Here is a 24533-nt window from a genome sequence, read left to right as displayed (position 1 = left end):
TCCCCGCCTTCCCACATTACGTAAAGTTAAGGTATGATCTTTTCGTGCCATCAAATTCAGAACGCCTTTCTCCATAACCCTGAATCCGTTAAGGAATGCTGTAAAAAGGGAACTTTATGAAGCGCTTTTTGCTTATCGTCGTGGTCGCTGTTGCGGTCGGTTTCGCCTTCGTTCAGTACAAAATTACCAGCTCTGTCTCTGATGGGCTCGAAAGCATCAAGCGGACCATCGCGCCATTCGTCCGGATGGAATACGGCGATGTTTCCACCACCTGGTCTGGCAATATTGAGGTGACGGACCTTCGCTTCGTCTCGTTGAGGAATAACGAGGAGATCGTCGCCGACAAGATTGGATTGAACACCGGCAATCTCTGGGTATTGATGAACCTGCAAGACAAACTGCGTGAGAACCAAATTCCGGACCGCCTCGAGTTTTCGATAGAAGGCCTGGTAGCGGATATGGAGTTCATGACCAACCTGCAAAACACCGCGGTTGCCGATAGCCTCTATACCAAACTGGAAACGGCAGGATGCAATGGGCGTTCAAGGTTTAGTCGCCGTGATATCAATGCCATGGGCTTTGATCGCCTGGTGCTGGATATGACCATGGGCTACCAACTGTCTGAAGGGGGCATGCGGATACGCTTTACCAACCGGATGCTGTTCCGCGATCTGATGGCCGTCAGCCTCGACATGGTATTGGACCGTTCGAATTCCATTAACGAGGCTGGCTTGTCTGCCGAAACTGCCAGCTCAATGTCATTATCCTCCGCCAGTATTGGCATTGAGGATCACGGCCAGCTCGGTCACATGCTCGAACTGTGTGCCGGGGAGACCGGCATGACCATAGCCGAGTATCAAAAACATCACATGGAAGCCTGGGTTGCCGAGTGGCAGAAGATGGGTCTGAAACCGAGCGAAAGTTTCGTCGAGGTATACCGCGACTACATCGGCAATCCGGGCAGTAAGCTGGTCTTTGAAATGGAGCCCTTTCCCGCTCTGGATCTTGACGACAATTATCTCAGCCCCGACCCGGTGTATCTGAGCGGCCGCCTGAACCCGAAAATGGGCACGGAAAGAACGGGGATGCAGCCTGTCAGTGTCGCTCTGGCCGAGCAGGACATCGCCGCGAGCGATGCAGAGCAACCCGAAACGCCCACTACCGACAAGAAAAACACCGCGCCTGCCGACTCTGTAACCAGCGGCAATCCGGAGTCGCCAGCGGATCTGAAGCAGTACCTCCAGCGGGATGTATCCATCACTCTGAAAAGTGGTCGGCGAATGGAAGGCGTTATCCTGAGGATTGACGGAGACGCTGTAAAACTTCGACGGCATTTACACGGAGGCTCAATGGTTGTACCGGTGCAAGTCCGTGACATTCAGACCGTTTCGCGACTCTAGTTGATGTGCGTGCCGAAATAACGGGTAACCGGACATCATAACCATTACTAAGTTTCGCCGTGGTCTAGACTTAAGCAGGTGCCGCCCCTTTTCCACATGAAAGAGACGTCTATGAACGACGAAATGACACTGATCGGCAATACCGTTGTTTCCGAGTTTTCAGACCTTAACGACCTGGGCGAAATGCTTATTGTGTTGATCAGGCTCCTGCTCGCTGGGCTTTTAGGGGGCGTGCTGGGGCTTGAACGGGAACAACGAGGCAAGGCCGCTGGAGTGCGTACTCATATGCTGGTTTGCATGGGGGCGGCTTTGTTCATCCTGATTCCCCAACAAGTGGGCATCTCTGACTCGGAAATGAGCCGTGTTATCCAGGGCGTGATTACCGGCATTGGCTTTCTGTGTGCGGGAACGATCATCAATGGCAATGATGAACAAAATGCAAGTGGACTCACCACGGCGGCGGGCATCTGGTTTACCGCCGCGATAGGAATTGCGGTCGGCCTGGGGCGAGAGCAGACGGCAATTTTGTGTACCCTTCTGGCCTGGATCGTACTGTATGTGGTGCCTAAATTTTCGCGCCTCATACATTCGAAAGAAAACAAACAGGACAGGTAACCCTAAAACAGCGGTTGAGCGCAGAGATGCCCGGCCTCGTTCACTAAAACGCTCTATTCCTCAACCCTTCGGGTCAGGCACTGGGCCAGTTGCTCCTCGAAAGCTCCGTTGAGGGTGTCGATAAACGTCGTTGCGTTGTCACCGGGGTAGTGGGTTTCCCCCACCACCACGTCACAGTTGAAGGGGACCGGCATGGATCCACCCTTGGGCATCGACCTGCCAAGGCCATGCATCACCACGGTAGTGACGCCGGTCATGCCCGCGGACTTTGCCAGATGGTAGACCCCTTTCTTCAATGGCTGCAGTTGTTCTGGTGCGCCCCGGCTGCCTTCCGGGAACACCAGCAGTATCTCGCCCCGCTCCAGTGCCGCCCGGCATTCTGCAAACAGCTCATCCCGCGCTGCCTGGCCCTGGCGGTCAAGGGGGATGATCCCGATCACCCGCAGTGCAAACCAGGCCATCAGCCTGTTGCGCAGGAAATAATCCGCAGCGGCAACGGGGCGTACCCTGGGCAGTTGCCCGAGGGGGAAAAGCGACATCAGCACCATGGTATCGAGGTGGCTGTTGTGATTGGCCGCGATAATGGCCGGCCCTGAATCCGGTAGCTTTTCCCGATTGAACAGGTTGACCCCCAGACCAATGAAGACCACAGGCTTGACGATGATCAGGAAGAACAGTTTTTTCAGCGCGTTGCTAAACATAGCTACCCCCTAATACTTGAGGTAGTAGAGGTAATGGAAGAACAGCGGCGCGGTGTACATCAGGCTGTCGATTCTGTCGAGGATGCCGCCGTGCCCGGGAATCAGTCGCCCGGTGTCCTTGATGCCCAGGTCCCGCTTGGTCGCCGACACGGTCAGGTCGCCCACGAAGCCCGCAACCCCGATCAATAGCCCCGCCAGCAATCCCTCCGGCATGGACAGGGGGGTAAGCCAGGGGGCAAGCAGCATGGCCAGTACCATGGTGGTCGCCACGCCACCGACAAATCCCGCCCAGGTCTTGTTGGGGCTGATCTTCGGCACGATCTTGCGCTTGCCCAGGGTCTTGCCCCAGACATACTGGGCCACGTCGTTGAACTGGGTCAGGAACAGCAGGTACAGCACCAGCCCGACGGGCCCGCCAGCGGGGTTCCGCTCCGCGGGCAGGATCAGCAGGTAGGCCACATGGCTGATGGCAAAGACCGTGGTCATCACCGCCCACTGGTAAGAGGTGGCGGAGCGGATAAAGCCTTTGGTTTCCCCCAGCATCAGCAATGCAAAGGGGATGAACAGGAACAGGTACACCGGAATAAAAATGATGAACACGCCGTACCACTCCAGGCTGATCCAGTAATAGTGCACCGGGATCATCAGGTACAGGGCCAGGATTACCCGTCTGTCGGTATGGCGCACCGGCAGGATGGAAAAGAACTCTCGCAGGGCCAGGAAACTCAGCACCGCGAAGAACACCAGCGAGGCCCCACGACCGATGATCAGCACCACCAGCAGGATCCCGACCATGATCCACCAGGAGTTGATGCGCTGGCGCAGCTCGCGATGGGCCTCGGCTTCCATGCGGGATGCCAGTACCCGCTCCGCCACGGAGCCGGCTACCAACAGCAGGAACAATCCTGCAATGGCGTACTGGACGCTGGTCGGCAGTGAGAGGATCAGCAGGAACGACAGATCCATGGCTCAGCCCTCCTCGCGATTCAGTTGCGCGTGTATGCCTGCCAGTCGCCGCCCACAGGTTGCGGCACTGCCCGCCGCCACCAGCACCAGCGCGAGCCACAGCGCCATTCCGGGTTCGGCCCACAGGCTGTCGAACACGGACAATACGCAAGCAGTCGTCAGCAATGCCATGCGGTGCTGCTTGGCCATCGGCCCCCGGAAATCCGCCAACACGCCGAGAGCGCTGCCCAGCACCCGGACATAGGCCGTCAGAACGGCCAGCAAGGCGGCCAACCAACCAAGCCATATCGCTGATTCAAAACCCGGCAGGGAATAGCCCAGCGCCACCAGCAACAGGGTGTCGCTGACCCGGTCCGGTACCTCGTTGAACAGCTCACCCGCGGGCGTGCTCTTGCCGCCCTCAACGGCAACCATGCCATCAAACAGGTTGCACAGCAGGCGCCCCTGAATCATCGTCGCCGCCAGCAGCAGGGGCCACCAGCGCCAGCCGCCTTCGAGGTTCCCGCTGATCAGGAAGGCGGCTGCTCCCGCCAGGGCAAAGGCGATGCTCGCCAGCGAGATCTGGTTCGGGGTTACCCCGCGCTGCCCCAGCCAGCGGGCAATCCCACCGGCCCATTGTTTCTGTCGAACCTTGAGCGGCCTTCTCTGGCCCTGTACGTTATCCATCATTATTGAGATCCGAAACCGGTAACCGGGTTGATGAGAGGGAAGCCTCGCGCTGAAGTTGCACACTCAGCAACAGGCAGTAGCAAAAAGCGATCGTGGTGGGCGGAAGAATGGTCTGCCACAAGCCGGGGGTCTGCCCCAGCGAATGCACGAGAAAGAGAAAGGAGCCTGTCACCGACACGGTAATAAGGGGAGGTGCCAGCACCCGGCAGACCGGATGCCTGAAACGTCGAACCTGCCAGGTGACCGCAGCGGCCATAAGCAGGGTAACCACAAAGCTGGTGGAACCCTGTATCAGAGCGGCAATGGTCGCCGCCTGCGCGCCGGCCTGCCAGTTGACCACCAGTGCCCAGCCACCCCAAAGCACGAAGGCCAGGCCGGCAGCCAGCAATTTCCCGGATTTCCTTTCCATGACATCCTATCCTTGGAGCAATGGTTTATTCGTTACACGAATGTGATGGCAAGGTTACTATAACGACCTCACATCTGCTATCTGTGTGCAGTGAACCACTCCGCGATTTCCTGTCACCAATGTTGATAGGATGCGGCTGCAAACTTCCACACACCTCCCAGGACCAAGAAAACAAGATGATGACTGTTTTACAGCGCCCCTTGCGAATGACCCTGCCACTGATCGCCGTTCTTGTACTTGCAGCCTGCGACGCACCAGAACTGCTGTCGCCCGATGCTCGCCTTCCGGATGGCAGTACCTATTCCGGCGATATCCGGGACGGTCTCTTTCATGGTGAGGGCGTTCAGGAGTTTGCCAGTGGCACGGTCTACAGCGGTCAGTTCCGGGAGGGGTACTGGCATGGTCAGGGAACACTCGAATCCCCGGCGGGTTGGCGTTACGAAGGCGAGTTCAAGAAAGGCCTGATGTCGGGACAGGGTGTGCTTGAAGATGACGACAGCCGTTATGAGGGAGCATTCCGGAACAATGAGTTCCATGGTGAAGGCCGTTACGAAGCCAGTGGCAGCGTCTATATCGCCGAGTTCGAAGATGGCGCCCCGGTAAAGGGGAAGCACATGACTGACTATGGCAGCTATGAGGGGGAGTTCCGTGACTGGTATTACCACGGGGAAGGCACCTACTCCTTTCCTGACGAATCGGAGGGTATGGACAGCCTATCGGGCACCTGGGAATACGGTGAGTTTTTAGATAGGGAGGAATACACCCCGGAAGAACCGCCAGCGCCCCTCACCGAAAAGATCCTTGCCGAGGATCGCCAGCGCCTGAACAACCAGATAGAAAGCCTGGCACTCGAACGGCCTGGTGTGACTGACGCCTATTTCCTCGCCGTGGGCGGAGACGGCACCGAGTCGGTTTTCATGCGCGATATCGAGGTGGCCAGAACAGGCCTGCAGGCGCAGTTTGATGTGGATAAGCGCGCCATCATGCTGCTCAATCACCGGGATTACGAAACCTTACCCCTGGCTACCCGGCCATCCATCGCAACGGCCCTGAAGGCGTTGGATGAGCAAATGAACCCGGAGGAAGACCTGCTTGTCATTCACCTGGTCAGCCATGGCAGGAAAGATGGGCAACTGCTGTTGCAGCAACCCGGTATCGAACTGCCGGACCTGTCGCCTAAGGCCTTTGCGGAGATGCTGGAGCCACTGAACGCCCGCCGGAAACTGCTGGTGGTCTCTGCGTGCTACTCCGGCCACTGGCTCAACCAACTCAAAGACAGCGATACACTGATCATGACCTCCGCCCGGGAAGACCGCACGTCCTTCGGCTGCGGCGACGACTCGGAAATGACCTGGTTCACCAAGGCCGTGTATCAGAGCGTGGGCCTGTCACTCGACGATCCCGAGGCCATGTTCGAGCAGGTCAACACGCAAATCAGAACCTGGGAAGAAGAGATCGGTATGGAGGAGGAAAACCGGTCCTATCCCCAGTCACACCTGGGTGACAGTCTGCGGGAATGGCTTAGCCAGGAAGTTCCCGACACGGACGAATGACAAGGCTCAATCAGTATCAATGTGGTCAAGGGGATGCCCGCTACGGCATGCGGATCAGTCACTGATAAACGCTGAGTAAGGATGAGGATATATGGACTCGCTGTGGCCATGGGTTGGCTTTAATCTGTTCGTGCTCCTGTTGCTAGCACTCGATCTCGGCGTTCTGCACCGGGGCGACAAGGAAATCACCATCAGGCATGCGCTCTGGCTGAGCCTGGGCTACATCGTGCTGGCAATGATCTTCGCGGCCGGCGTGTTCGTTTTCATGAGCGAGACCGCCGGCTATCAGTTCCTGACGGGTTACTTCATCGAGAAGAGCCTCAGCGTCGACAATATCTTTGTTTTCGTGCTGATCTTCACGCACTTTGCCGTTCCGCCCCAGTATCAGTACCGGGTGCTGTTCTGGGGCATTCTGGGCGCGCTGGTGATGCGCGCCACCCTCATCCTGACCGGCGCGGCTGTGATCGAGGCGTTCCACTGGGTTATCTACCTGTTCGGTGCCTTCCTCCTGTTCACCGGCATCAAGATGTTGGTGACGGTGGGACAGGAACCGGACATGGAGAACAACCGCGTGGTTAACTTTATCCGCCGTCGTTTTCGTGTAACCGACGGCTTCGTCGGCCATCATTTCTTTACGGTCCAGAACGGCGTGCGCTACGTGACACCGCTGTTCGTCGTGCTGGTCGTGGTGGAGTTGACCGACGTAGTGTTCGCGCTGGACTCCATTCCAGCGATCTTCGCCATCACCACCGACCCCTTCCTGGTCTATACCTCCAACGTCTTTGCCATCCTTGGTCTGCGCGCCCTGTACTTCGCTCTGGCGGGCGTCATCCACCGTTTCCATTACCTGAAATACGGTCTTTCGCTAGTGCTGGTGGTCGTGGGCGTGAAGATGATTCTCAATGCCTGGTTTGACGCCAAGGTGATTCCGACGGAAGTCGCGCTCTTGATCACGGCCGCGCTGATCGGCGGCTCGATCCTCTTCTCCATGTGGAAGACCCGGGGCATGCCGCCGGAACAGGCTGCCGCAGAGGCCGGCCGCTGGTGGGTACCCGGCAGCCCCCCCAAGCCCAAGCCGCCCGCGGACCGGGGCAAGAAGCCTGGTGTGTAAACGAGCTGTCTTGGGTGGTTTTTCTACGGTCCTGTTAGGCAAGGATGACCATGATTGAAATTAAACGTTCACAAGAGCTGGTACGCTTACGGCGCCTTGCCCTGGCTGCACAAGGTTTGCTGCAGGCTCAGCCCTATGGGCGAGGTTTGGCGGGGGCGCGTAAAGCGATCAACCACATAGGTTATGTGCAGGTTGACACCATATCGGTGGTGGAACGGGCACACCATCATGTTTTGTACTCCAGGGTGCCTAAGTTCAAGCCAGCCATGACAAATCAAATGTTGCGCGATGGCGATATTTTTGAGTATTGGGCACACGCGGCAGCTTTTCTGCCCATCGCCGATTTCCGCTTCTCCTTACCCTACAAACACGCCATTAAAAGCGGCCAAACCCATTGGTATAGAACCCGTGACAAGAAGCTCATGGGTGAACTGTTGGCCCGCATACGTTCAGATGGCCCGCTACGATCCCGGGATGTAGAAACCAACGCCACGAAACGTTCGGGCTGGTGGGACTGGAAGCCAGCCAAAAGGGCACTCGAACAGCTGTATATGCAAGGCGACCTGATGGTCAGCGACCGCGAAGGTTTCCAAAAAACCTATGACCTGACCGAACGGGTGCGCTCGAACGCCCCCTTCCCCGGTTGAACAACCGCATGCTGATTCTTTCGCCATTCGACAACAGTGTCATTCAGCGCGAACGGCTCAAGGCACTGTTTCAATACGACTATCAGCTGGAATGCTATGTACCCGCGGCCAAACGTCAGTATGGCTACTTTTGCCTACCGTTACTTTACCGCGATGAATTTATTGGGCGGATGGATTGTAAAGCCCACCCAAAACATCTAACCCAACGATTGCGCAGTGCGCTAAAACCTCTAGTGTGATGTAAAACGAAGCAGGTCCCTGTGGTGGGCAGGAGCGCTCGCGTCTGAGGATTCGACATACGCGGGTCAGGAGACCCGCGAGATCAAGGCACTGTCTACTTCGGATATTGCCGGCTTGATGTCGGGTAAAGGTATGGGCTAAAGGCCAAAGTTTAACCGTTTAAGTGAAAGGTGCTTCATGACAGTCGATTTCAGCCGAGGCACCTGGCTAAACCAGCCCCAACACAGCACCGTGACACCCGAAAAGGTAACCATCACAACCGACATGGAAACCGACTTCTGGCAACGCAGCTATTATGGGTTTCGCAATGACTATGCACCGGCCCTAGCCGCCCGGGCTGCGTGCAGCTTCTTGTAGCTTTCAATCAGCCGCAGGTGTTTGTCGAGCCCTTCCAGCTGCATGCTGGTCGGGGTAAGGCCGTGGAAACGCACCTCGCCACTCACTGACCCGACGACGGCGTTCATGGTGTCGTCCCCGAACATGCGCCGGAAGTTGGTCAGGTAGTCGTCCAGCGTCATCTCGTCGTCGAGGGTGACTTCCAGTACCGCCTGCACCGCCTGATAAAACAGACCGCGTTCGACGGTGTTGTCGTTGAATTGCAGGAACATGTCGACAAACTCGAGGGCTTCCTCGTGCCATTGCAGGGCGAGACAGATCAGGATTTTCAGCTCGAGGATGGTGAGCTGACCCCATACGGTGTTTTCGTCGAACTCCACACCAATCAGGGTGATGATCGTCATGTAGTTGTCGAGCTGGCTGGCTTCCAGGCGCTCGACCAGATCGGCCAGTTGCTCGTCACTCAGGCGGTGCAGGTTGAGGATGTCTTCACGGTAGTCCAACGCCATGTTGGTGTTATCCATGATCAGATCCTCGACCGGATACACCTCAGAATAACCCGGCACCAGAATGCGGCAGACCGGTGCGCCCAGTTCTTCATACACGGCCACATAGACTTCCTTGCCCATGTCTCTGAGGATGCCGAACAGGCCCTCGGCCTCTTCCGCGTTGGTACCGGAGAAATCCCACTCCCGGAACTCGTAATCGGATCTGGCGCTGAAGAAGCGCCAGGACACCACACCGGTGGAATCGATAAAGTGTTCGACGAAGTTGTTGGGCTCGGTGACGGCCAGGCTGTTGAACGTGGGAGCTGGTACGTCGTTCAGGCCCTCGAAGCTGCGGCCCTGGAGCAATTCCGTCAGGCTGCGTTCAAGTGCCACTTCAAAGCTTGGGTGTGCGCCGAAGGAGGCAAACACGCCGCCGGTTCTGGGGTTCATCAGGGTGACACACATCACCGGGAACTGACCGCCCAGGGAGGCATCCTTCACCAGTGTCGGGAAGCCCTGGGCTTCCAGGGCCTCGATGCCCTCGAGAATGTCCGGGTATTTCTCAAGCACGTCCCGGGGCACGTCCGGCAGGGCAATTTCTCCCTCGATGATCTGCTTTTTCACCGCCCGCTCGAAGATCTCCGACAGGCACTGTACCTGTGCCTCCTGCAGGGTGTTGCCGGCACTCATGCCGTTGCTGAGGTACAGGTTTTCGATCAGGTTGGAGGGGAAGTAGACCTCCTCGCCGTCGGTCTGGCGCACGAAGGGCAGGGAGCAGATGCCACGCTCAGTTTTGCCGGAGTTGGTGTCGATCAGGTGTGAGCCGCAAAGCTCATCCTCGGGGTTGTAGATGGCGAGGCAATGTTCATCGAGTATGCCCTCGGGCAGCTCGTCATCCGGCCCGGGTTTGAACCATTTCTCGTTGGGGTAATGTACGAAGTCGCTGTTGGCGATCTCCTCGCCGAAGAACTGGTCGTTGTAGAAGAAGTTGCAGTTCAGGCGTTCGATGAATTCGCCAAGCGCAGAGCACAGGGCGCTTTCCTTGGTAGCGCCCTTGCCGTTGGTGAAACACATGGGCGAGGCGGCATCGCGGATGTGCAGCGACCACACATGGGGCACGATATTGCGCCAGGAGGCGATTTCGATTTTCATGCCAAGGTCCGCCAGAATGCCGGACATGTTGGCGATGGTCTGCTCCAGCGGCAGGTCCTTACCAACGATGTAGGTGCTGGAGTCGCCTTCCGGCGCGGCCATCAGCAGGGCCTGGGCGTCTTCGTCGAGGTTTTCGACGGTTTCAATCTGGAATTCAGGGCCGGTCTGCACCACTTTCTTCACGGTACAGCGGTCGATTGAGCGCAGGATGCCCTGGCGGTCCTTATCGGAAATATCTTCCGGCAGCTCCACTTCAATTCTGAAAATCTGGTTGTAGCGGTTCTCCGGGTCGACAATGTTGTTTTGCGACAGGCGGATGTTTTCCGTGGGAATGTCCCGTGCCTTGCAGTAAACCCGGACAAAGTAGGCCGCACAGAGGGCCGACGAGGCCAGGAAATAATCGAACGGGCTCGGGGCGGAGCCATCACCCTTGTAGCGAATGGGCTGGTCAGTGGTGACGGTGAAATCATCAAACTTGGCTTCAAGTCTGAGGTTTTCGAGAAAGTTAACTTTGATTTCCATGAACAGGATACCGGGTTTACAGAATTGAGCGGGCTATTGGGTACTGGCTGGTATTATCCCGATTTCGGGTCCATAAGTCTTGAAAGACCGCCGCCAGATATACCCATTCAATCAGTCCACGACACTTTCAAGCAAGCGCTGCCGAAACCATTGATGGGCGGGGTCGTTATCGAGCACCGGGGCCCACATCAGGTAGACCGGTAGCGGGGGAATGTCGATCGGAAAAGGCAGGGTCTGTAGTCCCAGCGCCTCGGCGTATTGCTGTGCCATGCGCTCCGGGACGGTGGCAATCATGTCGGATCGGCTGCAGGTGGCCAACATACTGGCGAACTGGGTGACCCGTGCGCCGGTGCGGCGCTGCCAACCGGGTTCGTTGAGGATCTGATCCAGCGGCAGGCGGCGATTGCGGTCAGGTAACACCACGTGTTCAGCCTCCAGAAACTGCTGTTTGGTGCAGCTGCCACGCAGTGTCGGGTGCCCCTGCCGCGCCACGACCGCCAGTTTCTCCGTCATCAGCACCTGCCGGTGCAGTTGGTCGTTCTCGGTGCCAAAGGCGTCCACGGCAAGATCGGCCTGTGCCGTGCAGAGGGTCTGCGGCACGTCGTCACCGGCCAATGCCACTTCCACCACTACCCCCGGCGCTTCCGTTTGCAGGCGTGCCAGAAGCGGAGGCAACACCACCATTTCGAAATAGTCATTGCTGAGCACGCGAAAGCGACGCTGGCTGGTGGCGGGCACGAAACGGTTGGCCGGGTCCAGGGTGTCACGCATGGCGGCCAGTTGTTGGTTGAGGCTACTGTGAAGTTCCCGGGCCCGGGGCGTGGGCAACATGCCCTGACGTGTGCGCACAAACAGTGGGTCATCCAGAGTCTGGCGCAGGCGCTGCAGGGCGGCACTGATGGCCGGCTGGCTCATACCCAGAGTCTCTGCGGCGCGGGAGAGCTGACCGGCTTCCATGATGGCATCGAACACGGGCAGCAGGTTGAGGTCGACACTGCGTAAATTCAGCTTCATGGATAATACTTATACCAAATATTGAATAGAAAAATATACAGGGTGCCATTAACGTCAGAAGACATGCCTGCAGCCAATGTCTGGGAGAACAAAAATGGATGATCAAAAACTGACGATGCTGGTAACGTCTTTCATTGTGGTGACCGCTGTCTGGGAGGTGGTCAGTGGCCGCACCCGCGAGGGTCGGAAGAGTAAACAAGACTGGCGGATGGCTTTTCTCGCGACCTTCATGATGGTGGCGGTTCAGCGTCCGCTGGTATTGCTGGTGCTGACCCTTGGCCTGTCAACGCTGGTTCCCGGCAGTGCCGGTTCACTGGCCTGGCTTGAACAGGCTTACTTCTGGCCGACGCTGATCGTGTTTTTCTGCGTGGAGGAGTTCATTCACGGCAGCTTCCACCTGTTCGCTCACCGGCGTCGCCCCAACAACCGAATCCTTCAGTGGGTCCAGGCGTTCTACAAGATGAGTCACCGGCCACACCACATGTCTGGCGGTACGGATAACAAAGGGAAACTGTCGGTGACCCAGACTTTCGTCAACGGCTGGGCCTGGTGGCTGATCATGCCCAATTATACCTTCCAGTTGCTGTGTCTTTACCTGGGGCTGGTGGATGTCTTTCTGATTGCCACGGCATTCAAGGGTTTCTGGGCGGCCCATACCCACGTCAACTGGAATTACGATCTGTATTTCCATAACCATCGCTGGGCCTGGGTGCGCAAGACCATGTGGGCGCTGGCTCATGTACTGGTGTTCCCGACCCAGCACCATCATCACCATGCCCGTGGTCCCAACTCAGCGAAGAATGTGACCTCCACGCTGGCGATTTACGACTGGCTGGTGTTTGGTACCCTCGCCATTGAGACCAACAAGCCCAAGGTCTACGGCTGGCGCCAGAAAGAGCATGAAGCCAACAGTGTCCTGAAACGCTATTTCTGCTGGGATGTGCGGCCGTATGTACCGAAAGGCTGAGACCTGAGACTGAAAACAGCTAAGCTGGAGGAAGCAGGGCAGGTTTCAGTCAGGATTCCATGAAGATGATAGACGGCAGTCTGTGTTCATTGGCACCACTGCGCTTTTTATGCGACGAGATGTTGAACAGCCTGGCACAATGGCTTCGCGTTGCCGGTTACGATGCGTCCTCGCCCGTTCAGGGGGCACCGGACCGGCAACTGGTGGACCTGGCGCGGGCCGAGCAGCGTTGGCTGATCACTACCGATACAGACTTGCTGAACTTTACCATCGCCCCTTCCTACGTGATTTACCTGACCGCTCAGGATGAGCAGGCACGCCTGAAGGAGCTGACCCTCAGGCTGGATCTGGATTGGTGCTTTGCTCCTTTCAGCCGCTGTAAGAATTGTAATACACCGCTTTTTGCCGCCAGTGAGTGGGAGATACAGCATTTCTACCCCGGTGCCTCCGCGCTGGATGCACATAAAGTGTGGGCCTGCGCCACCTGTCGCCAGCTCTACTGGGAAGGCAGCCATGTGCGGAGCATGCGCCGCCGGCTGGAGGCAATGAATGACTGGCGGCGTGTTTGAGAGCAAGCCCATTGTGCCTCGCCCTTATAATTGAACATTTGTTCACAGTTCCAATTGTGGGTGCTATGTTGAAAGCGTGGGTTCTTACGTTTTTGCACCTGGCGATATTCCCTGACAGGTGAAAGTTGCTGTTTGGAGGCTGGCGCCTATGGGTACAGCGGATGATCCGAATGACAAGATTATCGCCAGGCTGCGTCAAAAGGCCGAGCGGTTGGAGGATCTTGAGACCCGGCTCAGGGTGTTGGAGCGGGAACGTGAAGACTTGCTGGATACCAAGCTGCAAATGTCCAGCGAACTGGAGAAATACGACCGCAGCCTGAAGGAGTGGGAGTGGTTCTTCGAACACTCCGTTCAGATGCTGTGCATTGCCGGGCTGGATGGTTACTTCAAACAGGTGAATGCCGCGTTTGCCAATACCCTGGGCTATTCAAGGGAGGAGTTGCTGTCACGTCCGTTTGTGGACTTTGTGCATCCGGACGATGTGGCCAGAACGACCAGGGAGTTGGAGGGGCTGGGAGCCGGGTACGACAGTGTCAGTTTTGAAAACCGCTATCGGGCCAAGGACGGCAGCTGGCGATGGATTGCCTGGTACTGCCCCGCCATTACCCATGTCACAACCAAACTGTTTGCCATTGCCCGCGATATCACCGAAGACCGCCGCAAGGAGGCGGAGATCCTTTACAGGGCGTCCCACGACTCACTCACCGGGCTGCATAACCGGGCGGCGTTCGAAGAAAGCCTCGAGTCTGCCATTGCCCTGCAGCGCCGGAACCAGGCAGGCGAGGTGGCGCTTTACCTGGTTGATATAGACGGCTTCAAAGAAGTAAATGACCAGTATGGACACATGGCTGGCGACCACCTGCTGCAGGTAATCTCGGAACGGTTTCGGCAGATCCAGCGCGCGGGTGAAATGGTGGCGAGAGTGGGGGGCGATGAGTTCGCCTTTCTGGTGGAAGGCACCGCGGACGATTCCGAAAGTTATCCATTTGAGCCCCTTGCGGAACGTATTATCGCTCAGGTCAGCGAGCCGGTTGAGCTGAACAAGGGCACGGTCACCGTGGGTTGCAGCATCGGCATTTCAACGTTTCCTGGCACCGCTGACGATTTCTGCTCGCTGATGTCCCAGGCCGACAAGGCCATGTATACAGTCAAGAATTCCGGAAAGAACGGTTTCCGAAAATTTGATCCTTCGCTAACCTGAAGGGAGGCAAAAGAGTGCGGAGACGGGGTGTGACCCGAACGATCAATCGGAAACGGAACAGCATCGATGACGGAATACTTTATCCAGGCGTTTATTTATCTGTTGGCGGCGGTTGTCGCGGTACCGTTGGCCAAGCGCCTGGGGCTGGGGTCGGTGCTCGGCTATCTGGTGGCCGGGGTGGTGATCGGGCCGGTAACCGGGCTGGTGGGCCAGGAGACCGCCACCATCCAGCACTTCGCCGAATTTGGCGTGGTGATGATGCTGTTTCTGGTGGGCATGGAGCTGGATCCGAAATCCTTGTGGGCCATGCGGGTCCGTTTACTGGGACTGGGTGGTCTGCAGGTGGTGCTGACCTCCGTTGCGGGTATGGCCATTGCCTGGTGGCTGGGGCTGCCATGGCAAACCACCATCGCGGTGGGTCTGATCTTTTCCCTGTCCTCCACCGCCATTGTCCTGCAAACCCTCAATGAAAAGGGGCTGAGCAAGACCGAGGGCGGTCGCGGGGCCTTCTCGGTGTTATTGTTCCAGGACATTGCCGTGATTCCCATGCTTGCCGTAATTCCGCTGCTGGCGGTGTCGGGGCTGGCGGCGGTTGGTTCGGCAGAAGCGGACCATCACGGCAGTTTCAGCCTGGTGGCGGATCTGCCCGGCTGGGCCCATGCGCTGGTCGTGATTGGCGCGGTGGCTACGGTGATCGTGGGCGGTCACTATCTGAGTCGGCCGCTGTTCCGCTATGTGGTGCAGTCCGGTATGCGGGAAGTGTTTACCGCCATGGCGCTGATGCTGGTGATCGGCATTGCCGCACTGATGAGTGTGGTGAACCTGTCACCCGCGCTGGGCGCTTTCCTGGCTGGCGTGGTGCTGGCCAACAGCGAATTCCGTCATGAGCTCGAGGCCAACATTGAGCCGTTTAAAGGCCTGCTGCTCGGCCTGTTCTTCATCACCGTCGGTGCCGGCATCAATTTCGATGTATTGTCGGCACAGTGGGGCACGGTGCTGACGCTGGGGCTGCTGGTAATCTTGGTCAAGGCGGGGGTTCTGTTGTTGCTGGCGCTGCTGTTCGGGCTTCGTGGCCGGGACGGCTGGTTGTTTACCCTGGGACTGGCCCAGGCCGGTGAATTCGGGTTTGTGCTGCTGACTTACAGCATGCAGAACCGGGTGATACCCATGGACATTGCCCAGGTGCTGGCCCTGGTGGTGGCGCTGTCCATGTTCCTCACGCCGTTGTTGTTCATCGCCTATGACCGCCTGATCCTGCCGCGATACCGCGAAGCCCGTAACGAGCAGCAGGATGCGGATACCATCGAGGAACAGGCGCCGGTGATTGTGGCCGGTGTGGGGCGTTTCGGGCAAATAGTCTGCCGCTTGTTGCGCGCCAACAACATTCCGATTGTGGCCCTGGATCTGGCGCTGGATCAGATCGAGAACCTGCGCCGCATCAACATCAAGAGCTATTTTGGCGACGCCAGCCGGATGGACCTGCTGGAAACCGCCGGTATCGCCGACGCTCGCCTGCTGGTGGTGGCCATCGATGACCGGGAGCGGGCAGTGGCCCTGGTGCACCATGTCAAGCAACACTTCCCGGGTGTCTGGATTCTGGCGCGAGCCTTTGATCGGGGCCATGGGTATGATCTGCGGGACGCGGGCGCCGATGACGTGGTCAGCGAAACCTATCATTCCGCCCTGGAGCTGGGCGGTCAGGCGCTTACGGCGTTTGGCGTACACCCCTTGCGAGCCCGCCAGATGACCTGGGCCTTTGTAAATAACGAGAAAGCCCATGAGGCTGAACTGCACGAAGCCTGGAAGGATATCGAATCGGGCATCAGCTTTAGCCCCCGTTACGGCGAATTGTTCATGAAGCTGGAAGACACCCTCAGCCATGTTATGAAGCAGGACTGGCAACCTCCCACCCGAGAAGAAGTGCCGCTGTGGGCTCCGCCGGAAAGCGGCGGGCGTTAGGCGGTTTCTTCGACCTCCTTGGTTTCGGTTGCGGGTACCGTCAGCATCAGCAGGAAACCGATCAGCAGGAATATCAGGATGGTGCTCATGCCCCAGCGCTGGCTGTCGGTGACAGCTGTGACCCAGCCCACCAACAGGGGGCCCGCGAATGCGGTGGCCTTGCCGGAGAAGGCAAACAGACCGAACATCTGGGTCTGAAGGTGGGGTGGGGCAACGCGGGCCAGGTGTGACCGGCTGGCGGATTGCAGCGGTCCCACGAAAATGCCCAGAATCATGCCCCACACCAGGAAGGCAGTGGCGCCATCCACCAGCAGGATGGCCAGCGCACTGCTGCCCAATCCCACCAGTGCCAGCAGGATGGTGTTGCGTCCGCCCAGGGCGTCGTCAATCCAGGCAAACCCCAGGGCCCCCAGGCCTGCCGTCACGTTCAGGGCGATGGCAAATTGCAGGACTTCGGTGGGGCCCATGTTGAAAGTGCCGGCGGCGTACACACCCCCAAAGGTGAAGATGGTGGCCAGACCGTCGGTGTACAGCATACGGGCGATCAGGAAGCGCACAATGTCCTTGTATTGGCGGACGTTGGCGATGGACTCCTTCAGTTGCACGAACCCGGCACGGGTGGCAGCCGCCAGGCCCAGGCCGGTGGGTGGCCGGTCCGGGGTGAAGATAAAGGCGGGCAGGGCGAATACCAGGTACCAGACGGCCACGAGCACGAAGGTGGCGCGCACGTGTTCGGCCTGGTCCCGGTCCAGGTTGAAGAGATTGGCGTCGGTCTCGATAAAACCGTACAGCGCGACCACCAGGCTTGTCACACCACCCACGTAACCCAGTGCCCAGGCCCAGCCGGACCAGCGGCCGGTGCGTTCCCGGCTGGCCAGGTCCGGCAGCATGGAGTTGTAGAAGATAAACGCGAATTCGGCACCGAGCGTGCCCAGGCCGACCCACAGCGCGGCGTTCCAGAACTGGTCCTGATCCGGTGTGACGGTCCACAGCATGGCGGAAGACAGCACGCACAGCAGGGTGAAGGTGATGAACCAGGGTTTGCGCCGCCCGGACTGGTCTGCAATGGCGCCCAGTATCGGCGCCAGGATGGCGATAAAGATACCGGAAATGCCCACGATGTTGCCCCAGGCGTTGGTGCCCGCCACTTCGTCCTGCATCACCGATACGCTGAAGTACTGGGCAAAAACGAAGGTGAGAATGATGGTGAAAAAGGCGCTGTTGGCCCAGTCGTACAGCGCCCAGGACCAGAGCGCGCGTTTGTCTTCCTGCGCGCCCGGGGGCTGGGCGTGGGTCGTGTGTGGTGGCATGTTCGGCTGGGCTCCTTATCCTTACAAGGGACATCCGTGCCGTGATTGTGGCCGTTATCGACGCAAATGCCCAGCCCCGTTGGATTAAACGGCCTTCAGGTACTTTGCCTCGTGGTCGAGCAGCCAGGCCTTGCGCTCAATACCGCCGGCGTAGCCGGTGAGCGTGCCGTTGGCACCGATCACCCGATGGCAGGGAATGAGGATGGCCACTGGGTTGAGGGCATTCGCCCGGGCCACGGCGCGCACCGCTTTGGGGTTACCCAGGGTTTTGGCCAAGGCGCTGTAGGAGCGATGTTCCCCCGTCGGGATGTCGATGAGCCCCTGCCAGACGCGTTGCTGGAAGTCGGTGCCGGTCAGCTGGATCTGCTCCCTTGGCAGGGGCCGAAGCTCGCCGGCGAAGTAGGCCTCCAGCCACTCGGTGATGGCGCTGGGGGCGGAGTGCGGCTGCTCCCGCCACTGAGGGTGGCGGAACCGCCGGGCCTGCAGGGCGTGCATACGGTCTTCGTTGCCGTCGAAGTCCAGGTGGACCAGTTTGCCATCCACCGTGGCCAGGCTCAGGGGGCCGACGGGGCTGGGAAAGCGGCTGATAGTGATGACTGTGTTCATGGCGTGGTCTCCTGCCGGGGTGGATGGTCGGCCAGCGTGGCCCACAAATACTGGGCGGCATAAGCCCGCCACGGACGCCAGCGTTCAGCGTGACGGGTAAGGGCTTTGGCGTTGGCTGGTCCGCCAAGGCTGGCTGCGGCCTTGAGGATGCCCAGGTCGCTGGCCGGAAAAGCGTCGGGGTCGGACAGGCCGCGCAGGGCCAGGTAGTTGAGTGTCCAGGGACCGATACCGCGAAGGGGGGCAAGCTGCTCCAGCAGGGTACTGCCATCCAGCTCGGCAAAACCGGGTTCGGCAAACCTTGCAGCGACTCGGGCGAGGGTTTCTGCCCGGCTGCGGGGCAGTCCCAGTTTATCCAGTGGTTGCGCTGCCAGGTCCGCTGGCTCCGGGAATCGATGAGTGATGCCGGTACCAGCCGTCAGGTCTTCCGGAAGGGGAGTTCCATAGCGGGCGACCAGCCGACCGGCAATTGTGCGGGCGGCGGTTACGGATATCTGCTGGCCCAGAATAGCCCGCACGGCGAACTCGAACCGGTCCCAGCATCCGGGTACGCGAAGGCCGGGGCGCTGTGTAACGACGGGGCGCAACAGTGGATCCCGGGACAGGTGGCCGGCGATGGTGGCCAGATCTGCGTCCAGATCGAACAGCCGGCGTATCCGCTCGCTCACCTCGAGGATGGCCTGCCGTGCCGGCCCCCTGACGATCACCTGTAGACCCGGCTGGTCAGTCCGCGGCCGGCAGATCACCAGCCCCGGCCGACCATTGATCTCAATCGCACGGGCGTAATACTGATCGCCCACTGCTTCCAGCCCGGGAATGGCGCGGGCACGGAAGAACGCCAGCAGGGCATCGCTGTCAAAGGGCGGTCGTGCCTGGAGGAACAGGACGAGATCATCGCGAGCCGGCTTGAAGGGATCATCGGGGCTGCGGCGGGTGTTGCTGGCCGGCTGTCTGGGGCCACGGCGATAGGCTGTGGGAGCATCGCCATAGGTTTCTTTCAGGGTATGGTTGAAGCGTCGAAGGCTGCGGAAACCGGCGATCTCGGCAATCTCGGTCATGCTCAGGTTGCTGTCCACGATCAGCTGCCTTGCCCGTAACAGGCGTCGGGCCTGGGCATGTTGCTGGGGCGTTACGCCGGTGTGGCGCTTATAGAGCTGGCGCAGGTAGCGATCGGTAATGCCCAGGCGTTCAGCCAGCTCCGGTACTGAATGGGTGTCCAGAGCGCCTTCCTCCACCAGCCTGACCGCTCGTGCCAGCGTGGTATGCACGCCGGCAGCAGCCGGGCTGCCAGGGGCGGCCTCCGGGCGGCATCGCAGGCACGGCCTGAAGCCATTGGCCATGGCCGCTTCCGCCGACGGGTAAAAGCGCACGTTGCCCCGCTTGGGCGTTACGGCGGGGCAGATAGGGCGGCAGAAGATCCCGGTGGTCAGTACGGCGGTGTAGAAGCGACCGTCAAAACGGGCATCCCGGGTTTGCAGTGCCTGGTAGCAGAGATCATCAGTCAATGTGTCCATGTCTGAAAGTGTACCAGTGCTGGCCGGTAAAACTCGCCGGATTCGGAACTGATAGTGTCGCGATCAGATGACCAGGCCCAGCAACAGGACAAGTTCGGAGAGCACCACACTGGCGCCCAGGGTATCGCCGGTGTAGCCGCCCAATTGGCTGCGCAGGTAGCCTCCCCAAACCAGGGCAACTCCAAGTGTTGCACACAGACCCCACAACAATAGCCAGGGTTCGTACAGAACCAGTGCCAGGGACACAAAAACTGTGAAGGTCGCGGCAATCGTCAGCCGGGTTCTCGAAAAACCGTCAGCCACCGGTTTGCTCTTGCTCTTGTCCGGATCGGTCACGTAGGGCAGGTAGCCCATGATCAGCAGTGGCGTCAGGCGTGCCACCATGGGGGCGGCCAAAAACGCCAGCCAGACGGGGTTTGCCTCTGTCAGCAGGGCGACTTTCAGCACCAGGGCCATCACCAGCGCCACTGTGCCGTAGGTGCCAATTCGGCTATCCTTCATGATCTCCAGACGTTTTTCGATCGTATATCCACCACCCAATGCATCTACACTGTCCGCCAGGCCATCCTCGTGGAAGGCTCCTGTCAGCCACAGGTGCAGGATGACCACCAATACAATCGAGATCAGTGGACTGAAGGCAAGGGTCAATAAGGTGTAGGCGCCGACATAGCATGCGCCGAGGAGCAGGCCGACGATTGGGAAATAAAGGCTGCTCTGGTTCATCAGACGTTGTGAATAATCGATCTGGATCAGCATCGGTATCCGGGTGAGGAAACCGATCGCAAGCCAGAAGGCCTGCCATTCACGGGACGCTGGGTTAATATGGGTACTCAAATGATGCTCCGGGGGCATGCTCGCGGGATTTGTTGCCATACTCTACACTTTTTTTGTAGGTCGCCGGAAAAACGGCTCCCTTGAGAGGAGTCACGCAGTGTTATGCATGATCAACAGGATAGCGATGGCCCAGGCCAGAAATCGCCAGAATTTTATAATAAGCTGACAGCCAGCGTGCCCGGCATTATCTACACCTACTGGTTGAGTGCTGATGGCAGTGAACATCGTTACCCTTATGTCAGTCGGCGGGTGACCGATTGGTTCGGGCTGAAACCCGAGGCATTGCAGAAAAGTGCAGATGTCGTTTTTGGGATTGTTCACCCGGATGACCTGGCCGACGTCGGGGAAAGTATCCAGGCTTCCGCTCGTAATCTGACGACGTGGAAGCACTGTGCCAGGCTGAAGCTCACATCCGGAGAGTACCAGTGGTTTGAAGGCCACTCTGAACCGGAGCGCCAGAGTGATGGCAGCACTCTGTGGTACGGTCAGTTTCACAATATCCAGCAATACAAAGAACTGGAGCAGACACTGCGTGAGAGTGAGGCGGAGTATTCGTATCAGGCTGGTTTCCAGAAGCTGATCGCCGATCTTTCCAAGGAATTCATTAACCTGCATTTCGGGACCATCGATGAGTGCATCAACGAACTGCTGAGAAAAATTGGTGAGTTCTTTGGTGTTGATCGTGCCTATCTGTTTACCTTCTCGGACAATTACCAGTTTATGGCGAACACCCATGAGTGGGTGAGTCCTGGCGTCTCCGCCCTGATTGACAGGCAGAAAAACGTCTACATTGGAGGTTTCCAGTGGTGGCAGCAACAGATTCACGGGATGGTGAGCGACAATAAGGTTGTCTTTATACCCGACGCGTCTGAATTGCCCGATATTGCTGGCGGGGAGAAGGAGTTGCTGGAACGTCGGGGTGTTTGCTCCATGTTCGCTGTGCCGGTCAAGGTTCGAGGGCACGTAACCGGTTTTTTTGGGGTGGACTCACTACAGAAGCGGATCTGGCGGGAGGATCAGGGCGATCTCCTGATCATTGTTTCGGGGCTGCTGTCCGGTGCGCTGGAGCGTCATAGCCTGGAGCAAAAGCTGCTTAGCCAGTCCATTCGGGATCCTTTGACCGGTCTGCACAACCGGCGTTACCTGATGCCGCGCCTGGAGGAGATGCTGGGGCAGGCGGCCCGGAAGCACGAACCGTTTGCCGTGGCGATGTTTGATATCGACCATTTCAAGCAGATCAATGATTCCCTCGGGCACCTTGCCGGTGATTATGTACTGACCGAGTTTGCCGATATCCTGATGGAAAATACCCGCTGCATGGATGTGGTGGCCCGCTATGGCGGGGAGGAGTTCATGGTCGCGTTTGCGCTGGACGACACGGATGATGTTGGCGGCATGGTTGCCAGGATCCTGCAGGCGGTGCATGGGCACGCGTTTGTTTTCGAAGACTTGCCCATCGAGGTCACTGTCAGTGCGGGGATTGCCGCGGTGACAGACCTGCCGGCGATTCCTTCCAGTCCGGACCCGGTGATTGGCAAAGCGGATCATCACCTCTACCTGGCCAAGGAGGCGGGCAGGGATTGTTTCGTCGATGCATCAGGGGTATTTCGCGTGCCCTGATATACTGGCTGCCCGGTTTGAAAGGGTGAACTTCCATGGGCTTGACGGCCAACCTGCTATCCACTACTCAGTTGATCATTACGGCATTCCTGTTCCTCGGGATACTGGTCACTGCTGTCCGTCAGGTGAACTGGCAGGTCCTGCGCAGGGACAACGCTCTGCAGCACTCCTTCTTCGGCGCCGCCGTCGTCCTTGGGTTCCTCTGGCAACTGAGGGCCGGAATCTCGCCGGGCCTGTCCATCCATATTTTCGGAATGACAGTCATTACCCTGATGCTGGGGTGGGGGCTGGCGGTGCTGGCCGGCCTGCTGGCGCTGGTGATTACCGTCATCACCGGGCGGGAACCGCTGGTTATGTTTGCGGCCAACGGCCTGGTCACGGTGATGGTGCCGGCGCTGGTCAGCCACGGCATTATGCTTTGGGAGCGTAGCAGGAATTTCCGGAATTTCTTCGCGTATATCTTCTTCTGTGGCTTTTTCGGCGCCGGTATCGCGGTGGCGTGTGCCGGGGTGGTGATGTGCGTGATGCTGTGGACCGCCGGGGTGTATGAATTCAGAGAGCTGGTCCACGAGTACCTCCAGTACCTGCCGCTGATCATGTTGCCTGAGGGCTTCGTGAACGGCACGTTCGTGACCGGGCTGATGGTGTTCCACCCGGACCGGCTGACTACACTGGATCAGCGGCGCTATCGCTGAATAAAAAAGCCCGCTTCATTGCTGAAGCGGGCTTTGTGTTTATCCCCATGGGGCGCCAAGCGGCGCTGTTAACGCACGCCGGCGCGGCGCAGGGCTGCGGGCGTGAACTCGTTGGAGCGGGCTTTCACGCCAAAGGTGTACGGGTCGTCTTCCTCGTTGGTCAGACCCATCACCAGGTAGCGGCCGGACAGCAGGTCGTACAGGGTTTCAGCGGCATAGCTGGGCACGACGACATCATAACCCTGAACCATGTGGGCCTCGGCTACGCGCCAGAGCTGATTGCGTCCGTCGTAGTGGTCGACCACGGCAATCTGCCAGGAATCCTCATCGACGTAGAAATCACGCTGGGCATAGATATGACGCTCGCCGTCCTTCAGGGTGGCGCGCACATGCCAGACGCGGTGCAGCTCGTAGCGGGTCAGCTCCGGGTTGATGTGGCCGGGCTGGATGATGTCATCGTAGCTCAGATCCTGGTCGCCCAGTCGGTAGGAATTGTACGGGATGTACATTTCCTTCTTGCCGATCAGCTCCCAGTCATAGCGATCCGGCGCGCCGTTATACAGGTCGAGGTTGTCGGAGGTGCGCTGGCCATCGGCGGCGGTGCCCGGGCCATCATAGGCTACCTGCGGGGCGCGGCGGACACGACGCTGGCCTGAGTTGTACAGCCAGGCCCGGCGTGCTTCCTTGACCTGGTTCAGGGTCTCGTGAACCAGCAGCACGTTGCCCGCCAGACGGGAAGGCGCGGTGATGACCTGCTTGAAGTAGAACATCACGTTGTCATCCTGGCCCGGCTCATAGTCTGCCAATGCGACACGGTCGGTCAGATGCTCGGTGAATTTGACCGGGCTGTAATCACCGTTTGCCTGTGGGGTTACCTGGGCAACGTTACGGATAATGGAGCCGCCGCGATAACGGGTAATGTGGTTGAAAATGACCTCGACACCACTCTTGGGAATCGGGAAGGGTACACCCGTTTCATAGCTCTGGAGGCCGTTGCCGTCGGAGGTCAGGGACACCTTGGTAGCGTTCTCGACAGCCTTTTCCATCATGAAGTCGGGGTAAGCCGCAGTGCGCCGGGTCTGGTAGACCGGAATGACATAATCGTCGTAGGCCTTGATGGTGGCAACCTGGCCCGGAGAGAGCCGGTCCTTGTACTCCTCCACGTTGCTCTGGTCGATGACGAACAGGCGCTCGTCGTTCGGGAACGGGTCCGGATAAATTCCTTCCTGTGGCTGTTCCACCGGTGGTGATGTCAGGCCTCCGTCCCAGGCCGGAATTTCGTCACCGTTGCCCGCTTTTTCGGCGCCAATGGGTGTCAGTTCGTTGCCGAGCTTGGCCGCTTCCTCAGCGGAAACAGCCGCCAGGGCTGCTCCCGAGGAAAACAGTGAGACGGCGATGGCGCTACCGATGAGGTGTTTTCTGTATGTGTTCACAAGAG

Annotated in this window: 24 protein-coding genes; 13 read left to right on the top strand and 11 right to left on the bottom strand. The window is 58.7% G+C overall.

The genetic code is table 11. From position 1 onward, the window contains the following. Positions 1-116: 116 nt before the first annotated feature. Entirely contained in the window at positions 117-1400 is a 1284-nt protein-coding gene (locus ACJO5Y_RS07475; protein WP_406985800.1) for a hypothetical protein, read from the top strand. 111 nt (positions 1401-1511) lie between these two features. Beyond that, positions 1512-2015 carry an MgtC/SapB family protein gene (locus tag ACJO5Y_RS07470; RefSeq protein WP_406985799.1) on the top strand — a complete coding sequence of 168 codons (504 nt, stop codon included), beginning with the start codon at positions 1512-1514 and terminating at the stop codon, positions 2013-2015. A gap of 53 nt (positions 2016-2068) precedes the next feature. Here the strand turns inward: ACJO5Y_RS07470 and ACJO5Y_RS07465 are convergent, their stop codons facing one another. From ACJO5Y_RS07465 to ACJO5Y_RS07450, 4 genes are read right to left on the bottom strand one after another with little or no spacing between them, the layout of a single operon-like run. After that, positions 2069-2716, bottom strand: coding sequence for a lysophospholipid acyltransferase family protein (locus tag ACJO5Y_RS07465; RefSeq protein ID WP_406985798.1), 648 nt, complete (start codon positions 2714-2716; stop codon positions 2069-2071). A 9-nt stretch (positions 2717-2725) separates the two neighbouring features. After that, positions 2726-3682, bottom strand: coding sequence for a phosphatidate cytidylyltransferase (locus ACJO5Y_RS07460; protein ID WP_406985797.1), 957 nt, complete (start codon positions 3680-3682; stop codon positions 2726-2728). Between the two features lie 3 nt (positions 3683-3685). After that, entirely contained in the window at positions 3686-4351 is a 666-nt protein-coding gene (locus ACJO5Y_RS07455) for a CDP-alcohol phosphatidyltransferase family protein (protein ID WP_406985796.1), read from the bottom strand. Continuing rightward, positions 4341-4760 (bottom strand): hypothetical protein, encoded by a 420-nt coding sequence (locus tag ACJO5Y_RS07450; RefSeq protein ID WP_406985795.1) that lies wholly within the window; start codon positions 4758-4760, stop codon positions 4341-4343. The genes ACJO5Y_RS07455 and ACJO5Y_RS07450 overlap by 11 nt, the downstream gene beginning before the upstream one ends. Positions 4761-4936: 176 nt before the next feature. On the opposite strand from ACJO5Y_RS07450, the gene ACJO5Y_RS07445 reads away from it, so the two are divergent. The 5 genes from ACJO5Y_RS07445 to ACJO5Y_RS07425 all read left to right on the top strand — a co-directional run bounded on the left by ACJO5Y_RS07445 (position 4937) and on the right by ACJO5Y_RS07425 (position 8668). Continuing rightward, a complete protein-coding gene (locus tag ACJO5Y_RS07445; RefSeq protein ID WP_406985794.1) occupies positions 4937-6313 on the top strand; it encodes a C13 family peptidase in 1377 nt (458 codons plus the stop codon). A 91-nt stretch (positions 6314-6404) separates the two neighbouring features. Beyond that, positions 6405-7424 carry a TerC family protein gene (locus ACJO5Y_RS07440; protein ID WP_406985793.1) on the top strand — a complete coding sequence of 340 codons (1020 nt, stop codon included), beginning with the start codon at positions 6405-6407 and terminating at the stop codon, positions 7422-7424. Positions 7425-7474: 50 nt separating this feature from the next. After that, positions 7475-8071: a DNA glycosylase AlkZ-like family protein gene (locus tag ACJO5Y_RS07435; protein WP_406985792.1), complete on the top strand. Its 597-nt coding sequence runs from the start codon at positions 7475-7477 to the stop codon at positions 8069-8071. 8 nt (positions 8072-8079) lie between these two features. Next, positions 8080-8310, top strand: coding sequence for a DNA glycosylase AlkZ-like family protein (locus ACJO5Y_RS07430; RefSeq protein WP_406985791.1), 231 nt, complete (start codon positions 8080-8082; stop codon positions 8308-8310). Between the two features lie 178 nt (positions 8311-8488). Then, positions 8489-8668 carry a DUF1349 domain-containing protein gene (locus ACJO5Y_RS07425; RefSeq protein ID WP_406985790.1) on the top strand — a complete coding sequence of 60 codons (180 nt, stop codon included), beginning with the start codon at positions 8489-8491 and terminating at the stop codon, positions 8666-8668. On the opposite strand, the gene ACJO5Y_RS07420 is transcribed toward ACJO5Y_RS07425, so the two are convergent. Beyond that, positions 8623-10809, bottom strand: a complete 2187-nt coding sequence (locus ACJO5Y_RS07420) for an OsmC domain/YcaO domain-containing protein (protein WP_406985789.1) — start codon at positions 10807-10809, stop codon at positions 8623-8625. The genes ACJO5Y_RS07425 and ACJO5Y_RS07420 overlap by 46 nt on opposite strands. Positions 10810-10920: 111 nt before the next feature. Further along, on the bottom strand, positions 10921-11823 hold the full coding sequence (locus ACJO5Y_RS07415) for a LysR family transcriptional regulator (protein WP_406985788.1): 903 nt from the start codon (positions 11821-11823) through the stop codon (positions 10921-10923). A gap of 94 nt (positions 11824-11917) precedes the next feature. Between ACJO5Y_RS07415 and ACJO5Y_RS07410 the strand changes: the two genes are divergently transcribed. The 4 genes from ACJO5Y_RS07410 to ACJO5Y_RS07395 all read left to right on the top strand — a co-directional run bounded on the left by ACJO5Y_RS07410 (position 11918) and on the right by ACJO5Y_RS07395 (position 16519). Next, complete coding sequence (locus tag ACJO5Y_RS07410; RefSeq protein ID WP_406985787.1) at positions 11918-12790, top strand: sterol desaturase family protein; 873 nt, start codon at positions 11918-11920, stop codon at positions 12788-12790. 65 nt (positions 12791-12855) lie between these two features. Further along, on the top strand, positions 12856-13359 hold the full coding sequence (locus ACJO5Y_RS07405; protein ID WP_406985786.1) for a DUF5615 family PIN-like protein: 504 nt from the start codon (positions 12856-12858) through the stop codon (positions 13357-13359). Positions 13360-13507: 148 nt separating this feature from the next. Then, positions 13508-14560, top strand: coding sequence for a diguanylate cyclase domain-containing protein (locus ACJO5Y_RS07400; RefSeq protein WP_406985785.1), 1053 nt, complete (start codon positions 13508-13510; stop codon positions 14558-14560). Positions 14561-14626: 66 nt separating this feature from the next. Beyond that, positions 14627-16519, top strand: coding sequence for a monovalent cation:proton antiporter-2 (CPA2) family protein (locus ACJO5Y_RS07395; RefSeq protein WP_406985784.1), 1893 nt, complete (start codon positions 14627-14629; stop codon positions 16517-16519). On the opposite strand, the gene ACJO5Y_RS07390 is transcribed toward ACJO5Y_RS07395, so the two are convergent. The 4 genes from ACJO5Y_RS07390 to cobS form a co-directional block, all read right to left on the bottom strand. Beyond that, on the bottom strand, positions 16516-17829 hold the full coding sequence (locus ACJO5Y_RS07390; RefSeq protein WP_406985783.1) for an MFS transporter: 1314 nt from the start codon (positions 17827-17829) through the stop codon (positions 16516-16518). The genes ACJO5Y_RS07395 and ACJO5Y_RS07390 overlap by 4 nt on opposite strands. Before the next feature lie 84 nt (positions 17830-17913). Next, positions 17914-18435, bottom strand: coding sequence for a methylated-DNA--[protein]-cysteine S-methyltransferase (locus tag ACJO5Y_RS07385; protein ID WP_406985782.1), 522 nt, complete (start codon positions 18433-18435; stop codon positions 17914-17916). Next, entirely contained in the window at positions 18432-19946 is a 1515-nt protein-coding gene (locus ACJO5Y_RS07380) for an AlkA N-terminal domain-containing protein (RefSeq protein WP_406985781.1), read from the bottom strand. Before ACJO5Y_RS07380 ends, ACJO5Y_RS07385 begins: the two co-directional genes overlap by 4 nt. A 63-nt stretch (positions 19947-20009) precedes the next feature. Further along, a complete protein-coding gene (gene cobS, locus ACJO5Y_RS07375) occupies positions 20010-20798 on the bottom strand; it encodes an adenosylcobinamide-GDP ribazoletransferase (protein ID WP_406985833.1) in 789 nt (262 codons plus the stop codon). A gap of 84 nt (positions 20799-20882) precedes the next feature. On the opposite strand from cobS, the gene ACJO5Y_RS07370 reads away from it, so the two are divergent. Further along, positions 20883-22400, top strand: a complete 1518-nt coding sequence (locus ACJO5Y_RS07370) for a sensor domain-containing diguanylate cyclase (protein WP_406985780.1) — start codon at positions 20883-20885, stop codon at positions 22398-22400. A 35-nt stretch (positions 22401-22435) separates the two neighbouring features. Beyond that, positions 22436-23095, top strand: coding sequence for an energy-coupling factor ABC transporter permease (locus ACJO5Y_RS07365; RefSeq protein WP_406985779.1), 660 nt, complete (start codon positions 22436-22438; stop codon positions 23093-23095). A 68-nt stretch (positions 23096-23163) separates the two neighbouring features. On the opposite strand, the gene ACJO5Y_RS07360 is transcribed toward ACJO5Y_RS07365, so the two are convergent. Continuing rightward, positions 23164-24528 carry a DUF1329 domain-containing protein gene (locus tag ACJO5Y_RS07360; protein WP_406985778.1) on the bottom strand — a complete coding sequence of 455 codons (1365 nt, stop codon included), beginning with the start codon at positions 24526-24528 and terminating at the stop codon, positions 23164-23166. Between the last annotated feature and the right edge of the window lie 5 nt (positions 24529-24533).

The organism is Marinobacter alkalisoli (assembly GCF_045449855.1).
Classification (GTDB): Bacteria; Pseudomonadota; Gammaproteobacteria; order Pseudomonadales; family Oleiphilaceae; genus Marinobacter.
The sequence above is the reverse complement of the archived record's forward strand: the minus strand, read 5'-3'. Positions and strand labels throughout refer to the sequence as shown.

Bases quoted from the DNA above. Each gene is read 5' to 3' on its own strand.
- ACJO5Y_RS07475 (WP_406985800.1), top strand. From the start codon at position 117: ATGAAGCGCTTTTTGCTTATCGTCGTGGTCGCTGTTGCGGTCGGTTTC.
- ACJO5Y_RS07470 (WP_406985799.1), top strand. From the start codon at position 1,512: ATGAACGACGAAATGACACTGATCGGCAATACCGTTGTTTCCGAGTTT.
- ACJO5Y_RS07465 (WP_406985798.1), bottom strand. From the start codon at position 2,716: ATGTTTAGCAACGCGCTGAAAAAACTGTTCTTCCTGATCATCGTCAAG.
- ACJO5Y_RS07460 (WP_406985797.1), bottom strand. From the start codon at position 3,682: ATGGATCTGTCGTTCCTGCTGATCCTCTCACTGCCGACCAGCGTCCAG.
- ACJO5Y_RS07455 (WP_406985796.1), bottom strand. From the start codon at position 4,351: ATGATGGATAACGTACAGGGCCAGAGAAGGCCGCTCAAGGTTCGACAG.
- ACJO5Y_RS07450 (WP_406985795.1), bottom strand. From the start codon at position 4,760: ATGGAAAGGAAATCCGGGAAATTGCTGGCTGCCGGCCTGGCCTTCGTG.
- ACJO5Y_RS07445 (WP_406985794.1), top strand. From the start codon at position 4,937: ATGATGACTGTTTTACAGCGCCCCTTGCGAATGACCCTGCCACTGATC.
- ACJO5Y_RS07440 (WP_406985793.1), top strand. From the start codon at position 6,405: ATGGACTCGCTGTGGCCATGGGTTGGCTTTAATCTGTTCGTGCTCCTG.
- ACJO5Y_RS07435 (WP_406985792.1), top strand. From the start codon at position 7,475: ATGATTGAAATTAAACGTTCACAAGAGCTGGTACGCTTACGGCGCCTT.
- ACJO5Y_RS07430 (WP_406985791.1), top strand. From the start codon at position 8,080: ATGCTGATTCTTTCGCCATTCGACAACAGTGTCATTCAGCGCGAACGG.
- ACJO5Y_RS07425 (WP_406985790.1), top strand. From the start codon at position 8,489: ATGACAGTCGATTTCAGCCGAGGCACCTGGCTAAACCAGCCCCAACAC.
- ACJO5Y_RS07420 (WP_406985789.1), bottom strand. From the start codon at position 10,809: ATGGAAATCAAAGTTAACTTTCTCGAAAACCTCAGACTTGAAGCCAAG.
- ACJO5Y_RS07415 (WP_406985788.1), bottom strand. From the start codon at position 11,823: ATGAAGCTGAATTTACGCAGTGTCGACCTCAACCTGCTGCCCGTGTTC.
- ACJO5Y_RS07410 (WP_406985787.1), top strand. From the start codon at position 11,918: ATGGATGATCAAAAACTGACGATGCTGGTAACGTCTTTCATTGTGGTG.
- ACJO5Y_RS07405 (WP_406985786.1), top strand. From the start codon at position 12,856: ATGATAGACGGCAGTCTGTGTTCATTGGCACCACTGCGCTTTTTATGC.
- ACJO5Y_RS07400 (WP_406985785.1), top strand. From the start codon at position 13,508: ATGGGTACAGCGGATGATCCGAATGACAAGATTATCGCCAGGCTGCGT.
- ACJO5Y_RS07395 (WP_406985784.1), top strand. From the start codon at position 14,627: ATGACGGAATACTTTATCCAGGCGTTTATTTATCTGTTGGCGGCGGTT.
- ACJO5Y_RS07390 (WP_406985783.1), bottom strand. From the start codon at position 17,829: ATGCCACCACACACGACCCACGCCCAGCCCCCGGGCGCGCAGGAAGAC.
- ACJO5Y_RS07385 (WP_406985782.1), bottom strand. From the start codon at position 18,435: ATGAACACAGTCATCACTATCAGCCGCTTTCCCAGCCCCGTCGGCCCC.
- ACJO5Y_RS07380 (WP_406985781.1), bottom strand. From the start codon at position 19,946: ATGGACACATTGACTGATGATCTCTGCTACCAGGCACTGCAAACCCGG.
- cobS (WP_406985833.1), bottom strand. From the start codon at position 20,798: ATGCCCCCGGAGCATCATTTGAGTACCCATATTAACCCAGCGTCCCGT.
- ACJO5Y_RS07370 (WP_406985780.1), top strand. From the start codon at position 20,883: ATGCATGATCAACAGGATAGCGATGGCCCAGGCCAGAAATCGCCAGAA.
- ACJO5Y_RS07365 (WP_406985779.1), top strand. From the start codon at position 22,436: ATGGGCTTGACGGCCAACCTGCTATCCACTACTCAGTTGATCATTACG.